Below are 15,752 nucleotides of genomic sequence, written 5' to 3'. Positions count from 1 at the left end.
GGGAATAGAGCGTTTTTCACTTCCAGTGCACTCGACTTGGGGCAGCACGCCCATCTCCGAGGACGAAAATGAAGCGTGGAATTACGGTTCTCTTGTCGGTCGGCGCCCTGATGGTGGCGGGCTATTTCACCGCCAGCAAATGGGCGATCAAGCACGAGTCTCTGACGTTCTACGATGCGTCGCGCGACAACCGGCCCGTGCCGGTCGACATCGCCGTCCGTCGCGACAAGGAGATGCAGGCCAATGCCGGCATGATCAAGCTGCCGGTGGTGGTCTTCAACCACGGCAACACGGTCAAGAACACCGACTACTCCTTCATCAACAACATCTTTGCCGCGCGCGGCTACATGGTCGTCAGCATCCAGCATGACCTACCGAGCGATCCGCCCATGGTGACCAAGGCCGGCGAGCTCTTTGTCGGCCGGCTGAAGCAGATCCAGCGCGGCGTCGCCAACATCAAATTCGCCGTCGAGGAAATGCGGAACGTTCAGCCCAACGCGGACTATGATCATTTGACCGTGGTCGGTCATTCCATGGGCGGCGACATCACCATGTACTTCGCCAAGCAGTATCCCGAAGAGGTCAAGAAGGTCGTCACGCTCGACAATCTGCGTGTGCCCTTCGTCACCTCCGGCAAGTTCAAGATCCTCTCGTTCCGCTCGCATGATCCGCAGTTCAAGGCCGACCCCGGCGTCGTTCCGAACGAGGACATCTGTGAGAAAGAGGGGATTACCGTCGTCAAGACCGAATTCCAGCATAACGACATGCGCGATACCGGCTCGGAGCAGGCGAAGTCCTCGATCGAGAGCATGCTGGACAAGTTCCTCGCCGATACCGATTCGGCGGACACTATGCCGCTCGCCGTCAATGCGCAGCCGAAGATGACCGACCCCGGTCCCGTTGCGCCCTATGTTCCTCTTGGCAACGAGCCGGCGAAGCCCAAACCCTTCACTCAATAAGTCGCTCACCCAATAAATCGCTGACCCAGTAGACGTCGCGACGCTGGCGTTTTCGAACAAGTCGGCCCAGATTAGTCTCGCTTCTCGAGCAAGCGAGGGATGTTTGTCGCGCGAGCCTACCAAGCAAGCACCTGCGGACGCCGTATCGGGGCGGCAAGCCGACGAGTCGCTGCCGGAAGCGCAGCGCTCGACGACGGATGATATCGCCGCCTTTGTCGAGAAGGCCCGGGCGATGTCGCCTTTCGCCGCAGGACAGCGCGGGCGGCTGGTGTTCGCGCTTGACGCCACCATGAGCCGGCAGCCGACCTGGGACATGGCGTGCACCCTGCAAGCCGATATGTTCCGCGAGGCGGCCTCGCTCGGCCGCCTCGACATCCGCCTGGTCTATTATCGCGGGTTCAACGAATGCCGCGCCAGCAAGTGGATCTCCGATTCAGCCGAGCTCGCCCGCCTGATGGGCAAGATCGATTGCCGTGGCGGCAATACCCAGATCGGGCGCGTATTGTCAGAGGCGCGGCGCGAGGCGGCGGGTGCAGGCGTGCGCGCAGTCGTATTCGTCGGCGACGCCATGGAAGAAAGCGTCGACGATCTCTGCGCCAGGGCGGGCGAGCTCGGCATGCTCAAGGTGCCGGTGTTCATGTTCCAGGAAGGCCATGATCCCACGGCCGAGCAGGCGTTCCGCGAGATCGCACGCCTCTCTGGCGGGGCGTGGTGCCGCTTCGATCCGGGCGCAGCCGCGCAATTGCGTGAATTGCTACGGGCGGCGGCCGCCTATGCCGCCGGCGGGCGCGAAGCGCTGAAGCGGCTCTCGGCGCGCGACGGTGGCGCGGCCAGGCTGCTCGCCCAGATCAAGTGAAGCGGCTGCAACTGATCCCTCAAACTGGTTCTGCCTTTTTGCCACCGATCTCATTATATTGTCAGTCATGCCGACCCTGATCGCGGGCGCCGTCGCCGTCCTGGTTCTTTATTTGCTGCTGCAGATGTTCCGCGCTGCCAATCCGACCATGCTGGCGCGGGCGCTCAAGATTACGGGCGGCATCCTGGCGCTGGCGGTCGCAGCCTTTCTCGGCCTGCGCGGCGGGTTGGCGGTTGCCATTCCGCTCGGCGTGTTCGGCGCGGGCCTGTTGGGCTGGTCGCCGTTCGGCGGGCAAACCGGCTTTGGCAATTTCGGCAGGATCGGCGAAATGTTCGGCGCGAGATCGCGCTCGTCGGGTCAGAGCTCGCAGGTGCGCTCACAATTCCTGGACATGATGCTCGATCATGACAGCGGCGAGCTGAAGGGCACGATCATCGCCGGGCCCTATGCCGGGCGTGCGCTCGATTCCTTCGACCTGTCGCAGCTCACCGCGATGATGGCCAATTTCGATGCGGAGAGCATTCCCTTACTTGAAAGCTATCTGGACCGCCGGTTTCCCGCTTGGCGACAGAACGCGCAGGGCAACGGGGCAGGGCGGCAGGGCCGCGCGCCTGCGAGCGGAAAAATGACGGAGGAGGAGGCCTATCAGATCCTTGGCCTGCAGCCTGGCGCGGGGCGGGACGAAATCAGTCGCGCTCACCGTGCGCTCATGAAGAAACTGCATCCCGACCAGGGGGGCTCGACGTACCTCGCCGCCCGTGTAAACGAGGCCAAGGATACTTTGCTTCGCACGCATAACGGCTAACTCCGGCAACGCCTACAAACGCAACGAACCGATGAGCCTGCTTCTCTGGATGACGCCGACGTCGTCCGCCGCCAGGCGGCGCGGTCGTGATTTGTTGCAGAAAGTTTTAACCGCAAATTCTTGACGAGAGGTTTGCAGGCCGTGCTGCGCCTGCAACACCCGCCCGCGAAAAAAGCCCGCGGCCAGTTGTGGCGCGGGCTTTTGGGCGTGTCTCTAAAGTATGATCCGGAAAAGTGTTTAGCGGTTTTCCGAAAAGATCATGCTCAATCAAAGACCTGAAGCGCGATGACGCTTCAACCAAATCTCATCGCGCTTTAGGTGGGTCTCAGATCAGTTGCGCATGGTGATGCAAGAGATTTCGGAGCGCTTGAGCGCCTTGCAGACGGCTTCGGCCTGGTCGCGATCAAGGCCGGCAAAGCGGGCGCGGTAGAGCTTGCGGTCGCCCTTGGCGATGACAGTCTCCGTGAAGGGATCGGCCTTGGCGAGCAGCCCGTGGGCGCCGTTGCGCGCCGCCTCGATGCGCGCCTGCGCTTCGTTCTCGCTCTCGAGCGCGCCGACCTGGACGATCCAGCCGGTGTGCACCGCAGGTTTGCTGCTGGCGGTGCTCTGGATGGCGGGCTGCGGTGCCGGTGTCAGCGCGGCCATGGCCTGCTGGGCGGCCGGCGAAGCGGCGGCCTGGCTCGGTGGCAGGCTCGAGGCTGGAAGCACGCCCAAGATGCCGTTGCCGGTGCCGTGGCCGGGCGGCTGCCGCGGCAAATCGTTGCGCGCCACGTCGGGCGACGGTTCGCTCTTGCTGGTTTCGGCCCGGGCGACGACCGCGTTGGAGGTTTCGGCGACTTCAGGCCGCGCGGAGGGAATCGCGCTGGTGACGGGCGGCGCCGGCTGGGAGGGCCCGGCGGAGGCAAGCTTCATCGGGCCGGCCTTGACCTGGACCGTCTTCACCCTCACCGGCTTCATCGGCTCGGTCGAGCCGGGGATGCTGGCGAGCGCCTGGGTCTGGATCACGCCTGATGTGAGGGGAGCGGGGTCGGACTTGGGCTGCGCCGGCGGCACGGCCGCCGTGGCCTGGGCGAGGACGGACATACGCGGCGCCGGCATCGGCACCGGTGCAGGCGCCTGCGCGGCCGCAGCCGGCTCGGAGGTGGCGGCCTGTGCCACGGTCGGACGCGCATCGTCGGTGTCAGCAGTCATATCCTGCCCTGCATTCTCGGTGATCGCCGCAGCCGTGCGGGTGGTGGAGGCTTTTTCAAGGTTTTCTGCCAGCAGGCTGCGCATGGTGGCGTCGCGCGAGCCGCCGCTGCGGCCGCCCATGACCACGCCGATCAGGAAGCGATTGCCGCGATGCATCGAGGTCACGAGGTTGAAGCCGGAGGCGCGGGTATAGCCGGTCTTGATCCCGTCGACGCCCTCGACGCTGCCGAGTAGGTGATTGTGCCCGGTGATGGTGTGGCCGCGAAAATTGAAGGCGGTGGTTGAGAAGTAACGATAGTAGCGCGGGAAGCGGTCCTGCAGCGCCCGGCCCAGGATCGACTGATCGCGCGCGGTTGTGACCTGTTCGTCATTCGGCAGACCGGAGGCGTTGCGATAGATGGTACGGCTCATGCCGAGTCCATGCGCCTTGTGCGTCATCATCTTCGCGAAATTGTCCTCACTGCCTCCGAGCGCCTCGGCGATCACGACGGCCGCGTCGTTGGCGGAACGCGTAATCAAGCCCTTGATCGCGTCCTCAACGCGGATGGTCTGGCCGGCACGCAGGCCGAGCTTGGTCGGGTCCTGGTCGGAGGCGTGCTCCGAAACCTGCATCTCGGTGTCGAGCTTGATCTTGCCGGCGTCGAGACGCTCGAACAGGAGATAAAGCGTCATCATCTTGGTGAGCGAAGCCGGGTGGCGCAGGCCGTCGGGGCTGTTTGCGGTCAACACCGAGCCGGAATTGCCGTCCACGATGATGGACGAGAATTTCGGGCTGTAATCGTCGTCCGAATCGTGGCTGTGGGAGACTTGGTGGTGGCGAGAGTGCCGACGCGCCTGCGCATCGGTCGTGCAAATCGCCGCGGAAGTGACTGCAACCAGCCCGAAAACGCCAACCCGCACCAAGCGCGAGGACGCCAAGTTTTTGCGAAGCATGAAATCCCCGTCCCAGTTTCCGACTTGATCACCGGCTCGTGAGGCGAAATTGTGCCCAATCTCCGCCGATCATTCCCCTGCGCGGAACCCGCAAAACCACTGCTTGGCCGTCGAGTGGTTCGGCAAGTCCAGGCCGCCTTTCTAGCTAAGGCTCTGTTCACAAACAGTTTTTTGACTGCCTGCGGAAGGATGAACAGGTCCAGGAATCAGGGTAGGTGGCGAGTCTTGCCAAAACATTAAGGAACCCTTGCGGGAACCCCCAGTATTCGGTCGAAAACTGACGATGTTTGTGCGGCGCACAAGATTCCTTGACATATTTGTGCATTGCACTATGTCTATTTTGCGTCAGGGAGCCGGGACTCTCCCGGCACTTCAAGCAGTCTGGGAAAAAGGGATTCCATGATGTTCAAGGTTGAGGACTTTCAGAACTACGGCAAAGAGCAGTTCGAGAATGCGGTGGCCTCGGCCACTACCGTTCAGAACGGCCTGAGTGCGATCGCGACCGCCTATGGCGACTACAGTAAGAAGTCGTATGAGGACACCAAGTCCTTCGTCGAGAAGCTCTCCGGCGTGAAGTCGCTGGACAAGGCCCTCGAGGCGCAGAGCGAATACGCCAAGACGGCTTACGAGACCTTCGTCGCGGACTCGCAGAAGATCGCGGGCCTCTATGGCGATCTCGCCAAGCAGGTGTTCAAGCCGCTCGAATCGATGGTCGCGAAGTACGCGCCGCAGGCGCAGTAACGGCCGCGAACAGCGCCTGTTATCGCAGAAAGCCCGGCCGATTCGCCGGGCTTTTATTTTGTGCTCCTCTTGCTCGTTCGTCCGCCCGGCGGTCTCCGTGGTTCTACGGTGGACGCGTGCCGCCATTGTTCCGCCCGGTCGCAGCTTTTTGTCACCGGGGCTCGCGCGATTTGCTTTTGTCAAACCGCGCCGGATTGATTAACCTTCGATGTTGATCGCCGGGTTCGGGAATCGGCCCTGCGGCATGCGCGTGGCGTCCTGCCGGCGCTTGCGGCGAGCCGGCGACCGACCCATATGTGCAACGTTCGGACCGGCCGGCCCGAGCGCAGCAGCGATTTTCGAAAGTTTGAGTGGGTTACCGGGATAGCTTCGGCTGCGCCACGCGGATCCGCTATCCGGCCTCGCCGTCTGCCTCCTGTGGGGATTTTTTGAACGCTTGTGCCATGTCGCGACCAACTCCCAGCCCTGATCCGCAACCAAAGCCTCCAATCGTTCTCCATGCTGTCTGCATGAGCAATGACGAGAACCGTCCGCCGAACACCAGCGGCCCCTCCACCTCCGTCATCACCAAGGTCAAGCCCAAAACCAAGCGGCCCAATCTCTACCGCGTCCTGATCCTCAACGACGACTACACGCCGATGGAGTTCGTCGTTCATGTGCTGGAGAAGTTCTTCAACAAGGACGCGGAAGCGGCGACCAAGATCATGCTCCATGTCCACCACCACGGGATCGGCGAGTGCGGCGTTTTTACCTATGAGATTGCCGAGACCAAAGTGACCCAGGTAATGGATTTTGCGCGTAAGCATCAGCACCCCCTGCAGTGCGTGATGGAAAAAAAATGAAAACATAACGCCGGCGGTCGCGCGACACGGGCGGACATGGCTGGCGGAACGGGATTTGCATCGTCCCTTTGTGCAGGGATAGCTATTTCCGGGAAGATTTGGGGTACGCTGCGCGGGTGGCGGAACAGGCCTTTTTGCCGAGACTTGAATAACTATATGGTGACGAAGGTTGTTGTTGCCTCGACAGGCAACGGCGATCATGATGGCGGGGGGCCACAGGAGCGCGAATGCCGACTTTTTCCCAGAGCCTTGAGCAGTCCTTGCACCGAGCGCTGGCGATTGCGAATGAGCGACACCACCAATACGCGACGCTCGAGCATTTGCTGCTCTCGCTGATCGACGACTCCGATGCGGCAGCGGTGATGCGCGCCTGCAGCGTCGATCTCGACAAGCTGCGTACGAGCCTCGTCAATTATCTCGAAACCGAATTCGAAAACCTGGTCACCGATGGCGCCGATGACGCCAAGCCGACCGCGGGCTTCCAGCGCGTGATCCAGCGCGCGGTGATCCATGTGCAGTCGTCGGGCCGCGAAGAGGTGACCGGCGCCAATGTGCTGATCGCAATCTTCGCCGAGCGCGAGAGCCATGCCGCGTATTTCCTGCAGGAGCAGGACATGACGCGCTATGACGCGGTCAACTATATCAGCCACGGGATCGCCAAGCGCCCCGGCGTGTCCGAAGCGCGTCCCGTGCGCGGCGTCGACGAGGAGACCGAGACCAAGGGCAACGAAGACTCCAAGAAAAAGGGCGAAGCGCTCGACACCTATTGCGTCAACCTCAACAAGAAGGCGCGCGAGGGCAAGATCGATCCCGTCATCGGCCGCAACTCAGAGATCAACCGCGCGATTCAGGTGCTCTGCCGCCGGCAGAAGAACAATCCCTTGTTCGTCGGTGAGGCCGGCGTCGGCAAGACCGCGATCGCGGAAGGTCTGGCAAAGCGCATCGTCGACAGCGAGGTGCCGGAAGTGCTGGCGGCCGCCACTGTGTTCTCACTCGACATGGGCACGCTGCTTGCCGGCACGCGCTATCGCGGCGACTTCGAGGAGCGTCTGAAGCAGGTCTTGAAGGAGCTGGAGGCCCATCCGAACGCCATCCTGTTCATCGACGAGATCCACACCGTGATCGGCGCCGGCGCCACCTCCGGCGGTGCCATGGACGCGTCCAATCTTTTGAAGCCGGCACTCGCCTCGGGCACCATCCGCTGCATGGGCTCGACGACCTACAAGGAATACCGCCAGCATTTCGAGAAGGACCGCGCGCTGGTGCGCCGCTTCCAGAAGATCGACATCAACGAGCCGTCGGTCGATGATGCAATCGCGATCCTCAAGGGTTTGAAGCCCTATTTCGAGGACTATCACCGGCTGAAATACACCAACGAGGCGATCGAGGCCGCAGTGCAGCTGTCCTCGCGCTACATCCATGACCGCAAGCTGCCGGACAAGGCGATCGACGTGATCGACGAGTCGGGCGCGGCGCAGATGCTGGTGGCCGAGAACAAGCGCAAGAAGACCATCGGCATCAAGGAGATCGAGACCACGATCGCCACCATGGCGCGCATTCCACCGAAGAGCGTGTCCAAGGACGACGCCGAGGTGCTCAAGCACCTCGAGCAGACGTTGAAGCGCGTGGTGTTCGGCCAGGACCGGGCGATCGAGTCACTCTCCGCCTCGATCAAGCTGGCGCGCGCCGGCTTGCGCGAGCCGGAGAAGCCGATCGGCTGCTACCTGTTCTCGGGTCCCACCGGCGTCGGCAAGACCGAAGTTGCAAAGCAGCTCGCGGCGACGCTCGGCGTGGAGCTCCTGCGCTTCGATATGTCCGAGTACATGGAGCGGCACACGGTGTCGCGCCTGATCGGCGCGCCTCCGGGCTATGTCGGCTTCGACCAGGGCGGCCTGCTCACCGACGGCGTCGACCAGCATCCGCACTGCGTGGTGTTGCTCGACGAAATCGAGAAGGCGCATCCCGATCTCTACAACGTGCTGTTGCAGATCATGGATCATGGCCGGCTCACCGACCACAACGGCAAGCAGGTCAATTTCCGCAACGTGATCCTGATCATGACCACGAACGCGGGCGCGGCGGATCTTGCGAAGCAGGCCTTCGGCTTCACCCGCTCGAAGCGGGAAGGCGACGACCACGAGGCGATCAACCGGCAGTTCGCGCCGGAATTCCGCAACCGCCTCGATGCCGTCATCTCCTTCGCGCATCTCAATGTCGACGTGATCGGCATGGTGGTGGAGAAGTTCGTGCTGCAGCTGGAAGCCCAGCTCGCCGACCGCGACGTCACCATCGAGCTGTCGGAGCCCGCCAAGGCCTGGTTGATCGAGCACGGCTACGACCAGCAGATGGGCGCACGCCCGATGGCGCGCGTGATCCAGGAACACATCAAGAAGCCTCTGGCCGACGAGGTGCTGTTCGGCAAGCTCAAGGGCGGCGGCCATGTCCGCGTGGTCCTTGTCAAGGACGAGGCCACCGCGCTCGACAAGATCGGCTTCGAGTTCGTCGAAGGCCCGGTCACGCCCAAGCCGGAGAAGCTGCCCGGCGCGCGCAAGCGCAAGCCGCCGAAGTCCGGCGGTGGCGGCGGTACCAAGGGCCCGACCTCGAAGGGGCCGCTGGTCAAGGCGTGACGAGAAATCCAAGAATGAGAGACTAAAAGAGGCCGGCTTCAGCGCCGGCCTCTTTGCTGTCCGCAGTTGGAGGCGAGCCCGCTCACTCGCCCTTGAGCCGTTGGCCCTCCTGCACCTGTACATGCTCGGCGCCGCGGGCGCCGGCTTCCGACAGCCGCAGCATGCTCAGCATGGCGCCGACCAGCGCTGCGCCGACAGCGGCAAGCAGGGAGATGTGGGTGCCGTCGTCCGGATAACGCGCCAGGAACAGTGCGACCAGCGCTGCGCCCGTGGTCTGTCCCAATAGCCGCGCTGTGCCGAGCATGCCGCTGGCGCCACCCGAGCGTTCGCGCGGCGCGGCCGCCAGCATGGTGCGGTTGTTGGGCGTCTGGAACAGGCCGAAGCCGAAGCCCGCGAGCGCCATGCGCCAGATCACATCGCTCGGGGTCGGACGATCTGGAAGAAACGCCAGTGCCGCGAGTCCCAGCGCAAATATGAGCAGGCCGATACCGCCGAGCAGGCCGGCCGGGTAGCGCTCCACGAGCCGGCCGGCCAATGGGGCAGCGACGCCGACCGCAAGCGGCCAGGGCGTGATCAGAAGGCCCATCTGCACCGCCGAGTAGCCGAAACGGTGTTGCAGGTAGAAGGGCAGCGCGGTGAACGCCAGCATCTGGCCGCAGAAGGAGGCAATCGAGGTCGCAATCGACAGCGCAAAGATCGGGATGCGCAAGAGATCCACCGGCAACAGCGGCGGGGTCGTCATATGCGTCCCGCGATAGAGCAGCGCGCCGCCGGCACAGGCTGCGATGGCAAATTGCAGCAGGCACGTGGCGAGCGCCTCGCCATGGCCGACGCTATCGATCGCGGCGATGCCAACCCCGAAGGTCACGGCGCTGAGCGCGGCACTTTGCCAATCGAAGGCGTGCTCGGCGGGCCGCGTATGCGGCAGCGAACGCCACGCCAGGACGAAGGTGACGAGGCCGATCGGCACATTGATAGCGAACAGGTAGGGCCAGCTCAGAAACGCAAGAATGCCGGCCGCGATCGTCGGGCCGACTGCGGCTGAAGTGGCGACCACCATGGCATTGATGCCGATGCCGCGGCCGAGCTGGTCGTGCGGATAGGTGTAACGTACCAGCGCCGAGTTGACGCTCAGGATGCCGGCGGCGCCGAAGCCCTGCAGGATGCGCGCGACCGTCAACAGCAGCAGCGTATGTGCCAGCGCGCAGAACAGCGACGCCAGCGTGAACAGCACGAGCCCCGCGAGATAGACGCGCCGATAGCCGATGATCTCGCCAAGCGAGGCCAGCGGCAAAAGCGAGATCGTGACGGCGAGCTGATAGCCGTTGACGATCCAGATCGAGAAGGCAGGAGATGCATCAAGATCGGTCGCAATGGTCGGCAGCGCGACGTTGGCGATGGAGCCGTCGACCACCGCCATGACGATGCCGAGAGCAATGGTGAGGATCGCCCAATACCGCTGCGGCAGCGGCAGGCCATCCGCGTGTTCAACTGCTGTAATTGACATTCTCTCTTGGAAACGGGCTTCTTCGATTTGATTGCGGCAAGATAGCCGCCCAGTGGCCAACCGGGCAGGGTGGCCATGGTTCCTCAGCCATGCGCGCTCCCTATTGCTTGATCGCCCAATCCGCGATCTCGATCGCTTCCGCCGAGGTTTTGGCCTTTCAGGCGGCGATGGGCTGCGGGGCGGCCTCGCGCCGCGCCGCGATCAGGCCTGGTGGCGCCGGTTCGATGATGCTGACGCCGTTGGCGCGCATCCGCGCATAATTTCCGCCGTGCGGTTGATCTTTGCCTCGTTGTCGAACGCGATCGTGGCCGTCACCTGGCCGCCGGTATGTGCGGTCACCAACCTCGCGAAAGTCGAATTGAAGCTACGCCTCAGCCTTCGCCGATCAATTGCTTGATGCGGCGCTGCAGCTCGCGCTTCTTCTTTTCGCTGGCGCGGAGCCGGGCGTCGAGATCGGAGGAGCCGGGGTCGGTGATCATCGCGCGGAAGGCAAGCCCGAGCCGATTGGCTTCGCGCCAGACCACCTGTGCAAGGTAGGAGCGGCCCTTGCGGGCGATGGTGAGGTTGATCTCTTGGGGCACGCGGGCGTCGCCATCGACCTCGACGCATGCGCCGTTCTCGCTGAGATTGCGCACCACGCAGTTCATGCTCGAACGCGCGTCGACAGCGGCACGCCCGCCGAAAAGCACTTTGTCGCGCGCGTTTGCCCGCCGATCCTGCATCTCTCTCCTCCGGAAAAATACGGTGAAGTCTACGCAGAGAGCGATCTCGATGAGAAGGCCGGCCCGGCGGCTTCCTTGCGTTAACGTAAATCCCTTGGCTGCAAGTTTAACCGTATCCGGGCGCAATGCCGCCGCAATTCGACCCAACGCGGCTCAGTGGGCGAGCTTATTCTGCCGCCATTCGCGCGGCGAGGCGCCGTAATGCTCGCGGAAGACCCGCCCGAAATGGGAGAGGTCATTGAAGCCCCAGGCAAAGGCAATTTCACCGACCTGGCGGTGGGCGAGCATCGGCGACGCAAGATCGCGTGCACATCGCGAAAGCCGCTCTTTCAGCACATGGCGCTGGAATGAGGTCGCCTCATCGGAGAGAAGATCGTTGACATAGCGCGGCGAGATGCCGAGCGCCCCGGCGGTCTCGGCCAGCGAGAGGTCGGGATCGGAAAGATGCGCGCGGATATAGGCCTTGAGCCGGTAGAGCAGCGCCGCGCGATGGGTCGAGGCCGCAGGCTGCGCCGGAAGCCGCTCGGCAAGCGCCATCGCAACCAGATCGACCGCCTGCTCGGACAGCCGCGTCGCCTGCGCGGGCGCAATTCGGTCGGCGCTCTGGCAGAGCTGACAGACAAAGTCATGGGCAAGCTTCGACAGCGGACGGTCGGAGCCGAAGCTGATCGCGGTCAGGGCTTCGGTGCCGGCGATGCAGCGGTTTAGCATGTCGCGTGGCACCTGCAGGATCGTCTGCGTGAAGGCGTCGTCGAAGCGCAGTTCGTAAGGGCGGGTGGTGTCGTAGATCGCGAACTCGCCGGGATGGATCACCGTCTCGCGGCCGTCCTGCGCGACGCTTCCGACACCATGCTTGCCGAGTGCGATCAGGACGTACTCCTCGTGCGAGCGGGCGATCCGCGCCGGCGTGCGGCGGACGCGCTGCTGGTCCGAGGAGACTTCCGAGCAGGCAGCCCGGCCGAGCGGCGTGCGCGTCACCGCGCCGTGAAAATCGCTGCCGCGCGACGAGGTGCAGTCGAGCCCGACATAGACGTCGCAGACGATGTCCTGCCAGAGCGCCAACCGCCGGTATCCCGGCGCGGCATCGGTGGTGAAATGGACCGACATCAGGCCCGTCTCCCTTCACGTCGGCTGCAGGCAATGCCCTCTTGCTTCGCCGCCGCCACGAGCCGCTGCCTCCGCAGTCGAATTCTTGTTCCCGGGCAGACGAGCGAGCGGCCGCGCCCGCAGGCAAAACAGACTGCAACGGACGCAGGCTTCGATCAACGGGAAACCGCCCGTCGGTGGGGCCGGCTCTTAGCGATGGAGGCAGCGATGGGCATTTCGCATCCCAGATACAAGGTGGCCGTGGTGCAGGCGGCGCCAGCCTTTCTCGATCTCGACGGTTCGATCGGGAAGACTATCGCGCTGATCGAGGAGGCGGCCGAAAAGGGTGCCAAGCTGATCGCTTTCCCGGAGGTCTTCATTCCCGGCTATCCTTGGCACATCTGGCTGGATTCGCCCGCCTGGGCGATCGGCCGCGGCTTTGTGCAGCGCTATTTCGACAATTCGCTGGCCTATGACAGCCCAGAGGCCGAGACGCTGCGCGCCGCGGTGAAAAAGGCAAAGCTCACCGCCGTCATCGGCCTGTCCGAGCGGGACGGCGGCAGCCTCTACATCGCGCAATGGCTGATCGGGCCCGATGGCGAGACCATCGCCAAGCGGCGCAAGCTGCGGCCGACCCATGCCGAGCGCACGGTCTATGGCGAGGGCGACGGCAGCGACCTCGCGGTGCATGACCGCCCGGGCATCGGGCGGCTCGGTGCCTTGTGCTGCTGGGAGCATCTGCAGCCGCTGTCGAAATACGCCATGTACGCCCAGAACGAGCAGGTTCACGTCGCCTCATGGCCGAGCTTCTCGCTCTACGATCCCTTTGCGCCGGCGCTGGGCGCGGAGGTGAACAATGCCGCCTCCCGCGTCTATGCGGTGGAGGGCTCCTGCTTCGTGCTGGCACCGTGTGCGACCGTCTCGCAAGCCATGATCGAGGAGCTTTGCGACCGCCCCGACAAGCATGGCCTGTTGCACGCCGGCGGCGGACATGCCGCGATCTATGGCCCCGATGGCAGCTCGCTCGCGGAGAAGCTGGCGCCGGACGCGGAGGGCCTCCTGATGGCCGAGATCGATCTCGGCGCTATCGGTGTCGCCAAGAACGCGGCCGATCCGGCCGGGCATTATTCGCGACCCGACGTGACGCGGCTGCTCCTGAACAAGACGCCGCTGAACCGGGTTGAGCCGTTCGCGCTGCCGCTCGATACGACGGCACCGGAAGAGGCTGAGCCTGCGCCCGCGAGGTCCACCCAGGCCGCGTGAGGAGGGCGCCATGGAATCCGCTATTCCCGCGCATCTGAAGACCGCTCGCTCTCGCCATCGCCGCGTCCCCGATGACTACCATCCGCCATATCCGTCTTTCGTGGCGCGGCACAAACCTGATGTCACCCGGGTCGTGATGGCTTATTTCGGCCTGCAATATCGCGGTCAGGCACCGGCAGGTGCGTCAAGCTCGCTCGGCGATATCGCTGCGCGCTTTGCGGGCGCACATGCGCCTTCGCATTGGGATCGCGCGCACTACGTCGACCAGGCCGGATTCTCGAACGTGGTTTCGGTCGCCTATTGGGATGATGTCGCGAAGTTCGACGCCTGGTTTGCGCCGGCGCGGGAGGCTTGGACCGGCGACGGCGAAGAGGGCGTCGGCCGCTACATCGAGGTGCTGCGGCCGGCCGTGGCACGCTACGAGACTCTGTTCTCCTCGCCGGATCGCGCCGAAGGTGTTGCGGTCATTGCCGAGGGTATGAGCGACGAGGTGCAGGAGCACGCTTATTGGGGCGGCATGCGCGATCGCATCCCGCTGTCGCAGACGGACGAGATGGCGCCCGGCGGAAATCCGACGCTAAGGCGCGATGGCGCGCGCCTGCGCGTGGTCGCCCATGACAATCTCTGCCTGATCCGCTCCGGCCAGGACTGGAGCGACACGGAAGCTGCCGAGCGCAAACTCTATCTCGAAGAGGTCGAGCCGGTGTTGCGCGAAGGCATGGATTTCCTGCGTGACGATGGCCGTGGCATCGGGTGCTATGCCAACCGCTATATGCGCGTGCTTGGTGCTGACGGTGTGCCGACCGAAAAATCCTACGGGCAGAGCTGGTGGCGCAGCCTCGCGGCACTGGAGCGCTGGGCGGAATCGCACCCGACCCATGTCAGGATCTTTGGTGCGGCGATGAAGTATCTCTCGACCCTCGGGCCCGCGGCGAAGCTCAGGCTCTATCACGAGGTCACGGTCGCGGCTGCGGGCGAACAGTTTTTTGAATATCGCGACTGTCATCCGAGAACCGGCATGCTGGCGGCGGTGGCGGCCACCTGATCAAGGTCTGGTACGATTTCCCGGGATGGGTAGACTGCCGTTCTCTCGAACGGGCTCTCGGGAACCAGCATGGGCTTGCCGACTTCTGTCCGGATGCGTGCCGCGCCCTGTCTCGTTGTTGCGCTGCTGCTGCCGCTCTTTGGCGCGGCGGCGGCCGATGATGCTTCGACACAGACACGTGACAGGACCGGCGTCGCGGTTCCGAGCGTCGAGGAACTGGCGACCCCGAGCCAGCCGCCAAAGCCATCCGAGACGGAGAGCGCGACCCGCGAGGCGATCTGCCTGATGGTGGAATCGGCTGCGCGTGCCAACGATCTGCCGCTGGAGTTTTTCGCCCGTGTGATCTGGCAGGAGAGCCGCTTTCAATCCGATGCCGTCGGACCCATGACCCGCAGCGGCCAGCGCGCGCAGGGCATTGCGCAGTTCATGCCGGGCACGGCGAGCGAGCGGCGGCTGCTTGATCCCTTCGATCCGGTGCAGGCGCTGCCGAAGTCGGCCGAGTTCTTGAACGAGCTGCGCAATCAGTTCGGCAATCTCGGGCTCGCTGCAGCCGCTTACAACGCCGGCCCGCGCCGGGTGCAGGATTGGCTCGCCGGGACAGGCCCTATGCCGCAGGAAACTCGCAACTATGTTTCGGCGATCACGGGCTCGTCGATCGACGAATGGGCGAAGGCGGGTAAGGGCGGTGTCAAGCCGCCGCCGAGCGCGCCGCCGACGAGCTGTCATGATCTGATCGCGCTCTTGAAGCGCGCACCGAATCCGTTTGTCGCCCAGCTCGAGCAGCATGTAGAACTGGCGGCCGCAAAACTTTGGGGCGTGCAGCTTGCCGCCGGCTTTGACCGCAACAAGGCGCTCGCGATGTACGCCCGCGCCATCAAGGGCCTGTCTGCCGTCATCGGCGACCGCGATCCGAGCCTCTTGTCCTCGGTGATGCGCAACCGCGGCACGCGCGCCTTCTACCAGGTACGCATCGGCGCCGACACGAGGCCTGAGGCGGATGACCTCTGCAACCGCATCCGCCGCGCCGGGGGCGCGTGCTTTGTGTTGAGGAATATGGGAGTGAGGGGGTGAAGGAGGCGCGTCATTCCGGGTCTGGTCCTGTCGGACGCCCCGGATAACTGGACTCTGCGCATAACAGCCCCACCCCCGCGTTGCTTGACGCAGCTCTCGTTCAT

General features: G+C 64.1%; 14 protein-coding genes. 10 read left to right on the top strand and 4 right to left on the bottom strand.

Features of this window, described 5'->3' with window-relative positions; genetic code table 11:
* Positions 1-68 precede the first annotated feature (68 nt).
* The 3 genes from A3AI_RS0110940 (at position 69) to A3AI_RS0110930 (ending at position 2,620) form a co-directional block, all read left to right on the top strand.
* Positions 69-959, top strand: coding sequence for an alpha/beta fold hydrolase (locus A3AI_RS0110940; protein WP_024515614.1), 891 nt, complete (start codon positions 69-71; stop codon positions 957-959).
* Positions 960-1,062: 103 nt separating this feature from the next.
* On the top strand, positions 1,063-1,815 hold the full coding sequence (locus A3AI_RS0110935) for a vWA domain-containing protein (RefSeq protein ID WP_024515613.1): 753 nt from the start codon (positions 1,063-1,065) through the stop codon (positions 1,813-1,815).
* Positions 1,816-1,882: 67 nt separating this feature from the next.
* Positions 1,883-2,620, top strand: coding sequence for a DnaJ domain-containing protein (locus A3AI_RS0110930; protein WP_024515612.1), 738 nt, complete (start codon positions 1,883-1,885; stop codon positions 2,618-2,620).
* 330 nt (positions 2,621-2,950) lie between these two features.
* On the opposite strand, the gene A3AI_RS0110925 is transcribed toward A3AI_RS0110930, so the two are convergent.
* Positions 2,951-4,744, bottom strand: a complete 1,794-nt coding sequence (locus A3AI_RS0110925) for a D-alanyl-D-alanine carboxypeptidase (protein ID WP_024515611.1) — start codon at positions 4,742-4,744, stop codon at positions 2,951-2,953.
* A 402-nt stretch (positions 4,745-5,146) separates the two neighbouring features.
* Between A3AI_RS0110925 and A3AI_RS0110920 the strand changes: the two genes are divergently transcribed.
* The 3 genes from A3AI_RS0110920 (at position 5,147) to clpA (ending at position 8,954) form a co-directional block, all read left to right on the top strand.
* Positions 5,147-5,485: a phasin family protein gene (locus tag A3AI_RS0110920; protein ID WP_024515610.1), complete on the top strand. Its 339-nt coding sequence runs from the start codon at positions 5,147-5,149 to the stop codon at positions 5,483-5,485.
* Positions 5,486-5,994: 509 nt separating this feature from the next.
* Positions 5,995-6,327 (top strand): ATP-dependent Clp protease adapter ClpS, encoded by a 333-nt coding sequence (gene clpS, locus A3AI_RS0110910; protein ID WP_024515609.1) that lies wholly within the window; start codon positions 5,995-5,997, stop codon positions 6,325-6,327.
* Positions 6,328-6,554: 227 nt separating this feature from the next.
* Entirely contained in the window at positions 6,555-8,954 is a 2,400-nt protein-coding gene (gene clpA / locus A3AI_RS0110905; protein ID WP_024515608.1) for an ATP-dependent Clp protease ATP-binding subunit ClpA, read from the top strand.
* An 82-nt stretch (positions 8,955-9,036) separates the two neighbouring features.
* Here the strand turns inward: clpA and A3AI_RS0110900 are convergent, their stop codons facing one another.
* The gene (locus tag A3AI_RS0110900; protein WP_051382350.1) at positions 9,037-10,461 is read right to left on the bottom strand and encodes an MFS transporter; all 1,425 of its coding nucleotides are present in this window, start codon (positions 10,459-10,461) and stop codon (positions 9,037-9,039) included.
* Between the two features lie 89 nt (positions 10,462-10,550).
* Here A3AI_RS0110900 and A3AI_RS47410 point away from each other — a divergent pair, with 89 nt between their 5' ends.
* Positions 10,551-10,721, top strand: coding sequence for a hypothetical protein (locus tag A3AI_RS47410; RefSeq protein WP_156927718.1), 171 nt, complete (start codon positions 10,551-10,553; stop codon positions 10,719-10,721).
* A 111-nt stretch (positions 10,722-10,832) separates the two neighbouring features.
* Here A3AI_RS47410 and A3AI_RS0110890 read toward each other — a convergent pair whose 3' ends face one another.
* Both A3AI_RS0110890 and A3AI_RS0110885 read right to left on the bottom strand, forming a co-directional pair.
* On the bottom strand, positions 10,833-11,183 hold the full coding sequence (locus A3AI_RS0110890) for a PilZ domain-containing protein (RefSeq protein WP_024515606.1): 351 nt from the start codon (positions 11,181-11,183) through the stop codon (positions 10,833-10,835).
* 153 nt (positions 11,184-11,336) lie between these two features.
* Positions 11,337-12,290 carry an AraC-like ligand-binding domain-containing protein gene (locus A3AI_RS0110885; protein ID WP_024515605.1) on the bottom strand — a complete coding sequence of 318 codons (954 nt, stop codon included), beginning with the start codon at positions 12,288-12,290 and terminating at the stop codon, positions 11,337-11,339.
* Between the two features lie 207 nt (positions 12,291-12,497).
* On the opposite strand from A3AI_RS0110885, the gene A3AI_RS0110880 reads away from it, so the two are divergent.
* The 3 genes from A3AI_RS0110880 (at position 12,498) to A3AI_RS0110870 (ending at position 15,648) form a co-directional block, all read left to right on the top strand.
* Positions 12,498-13,532 carry a carbon-nitrogen hydrolase family protein gene (locus A3AI_RS0110880; RefSeq protein ID WP_024515604.1) on the top strand — a complete coding sequence of 345 codons (1,035 nt, stop codon included), beginning with the start codon at positions 12,498-12,500 and terminating at the stop codon, positions 13,530-13,532.
* Positions 13,533-13,542: 10 nt separating this feature from the next.
* Positions 13,543-14,577 (top strand): phenylacetaldoxime dehydratase family protein, encoded by a 1,035-nt coding sequence (locus tag A3AI_RS0110875; RefSeq protein WP_024515603.1) that lies wholly within the window; start codon positions 13,543-13,545, stop codon positions 14,575-14,577.
* 69 nt (positions 14,578-14,646) lie between these two features.
* Positions 14,647-15,648: a lytic transglycosylase domain-containing protein gene (locus tag A3AI_RS0110870; RefSeq protein WP_051382349.1), complete on the top strand. Its 1,002-nt coding sequence runs from the start codon at positions 14,647-14,649 to the stop codon at positions 15,646-15,648.
* Positions 15,649-15,752 lie beyond the last annotated feature (104 nt).

It is taken from the genome of Bradyrhizobium sp. Tv2a-2, assembly GCF_000472425.1.
In the GTDB taxonomy this organism is placed as follows: domain Bacteria; phylum Pseudomonadota; class Alphaproteobacteria; order Rhizobiales; family Xanthobacteraceae; genus Bradyrhizobium.
This window is presented reverse-complemented; position numbering and strand designations above follow the sequence as displayed.

Bases quoted from the DNA above. Each gene is read 5' to 3' on its own strand.
- clpA (WP_024515608.1), top strand. From the start codon at position 6,555: ATGCCGACTTTTTCCCAGAGCCTTGAGCAGTCCTTGCACCGAGCGCTG.
- A3AI_RS0110900 (WP_051382350.1), bottom strand. From the start codon at position 10,461: ATGTCAATTACAGCAGTTGAACACGCGGATGGCCTGCCGCTGCCGCAG.
- A3AI_RS0110890 (WP_024515606.1), bottom strand. From the start codon at position 11,183: ATGCAGGATCGGCGGGCAAACGCGCGCGACAAAGTGCTTTTCGGCGGG.
- A3AI_RS0110925 (WP_024515611.1), bottom strand. From the start codon at position 4,744: ATGCTTCGCAAAAACTTGGCGTCCTCGCGCTTGGTGCGGGTTGGCGTT.
- A3AI_RS0110875 (WP_024515603.1), top strand. From the start codon at position 13,543: ATGGAATCCGCTATTCCCGCGCATCTGAAGACCGCTCGCTCTCGCCAT.
- A3AI_RS47410 (WP_156927718.1), top strand. From the start codon at position 10,551: ATGCGCGCTCCCTATTGCTTGATCGCCCAATCCGCGATCTCGATCGCT.
- A3AI_RS0110885 (WP_024515605.1), bottom strand. From the start codon at position 12,290: ATGTCGGTCCATTTCACCACCGATGCCGCGCCGGGATACCGGCGGTTG.
- A3AI_RS0110940 (WP_024515614.1), top strand. From the start codon at position 69: ATGAAGCGTGGAATTACGGTTCTCTTGTCGGTCGGCGCCCTGATGGTG.
- A3AI_RS0110880 (WP_024515604.1), top strand. From the start codon at position 12,498: ATGGGCATTTCGCATCCCAGATACAAGGTGGCCGTGGTGCAGGCGGCG.
- A3AI_RS0110920 (WP_024515610.1), top strand. From the start codon at position 5,147: ATGTTCAAGGTTGAGGACTTTCAGAACTACGGCAAAGAGCAGTTCGAG.
- clpS (WP_024515609.1), top strand. From the start codon at position 5,995: ATGAGCAATGACGAGAACCGTCCGCCGAACACCAGCGGCCCCTCCACC.
- A3AI_RS0110930 (WP_024515612.1), top strand. From the start codon at position 1,883: ATGCCGACCCTGATCGCGGGCGCCGTCGCCGTCCTGGTTCTTTATTTG.
- A3AI_RS0110870 (WP_051382349.1), top strand. From the start codon at position 14,647: ATGGGCTTGCCGACTTCTGTCCGGATGCGTGCCGCGCCCTGTCTCGTT.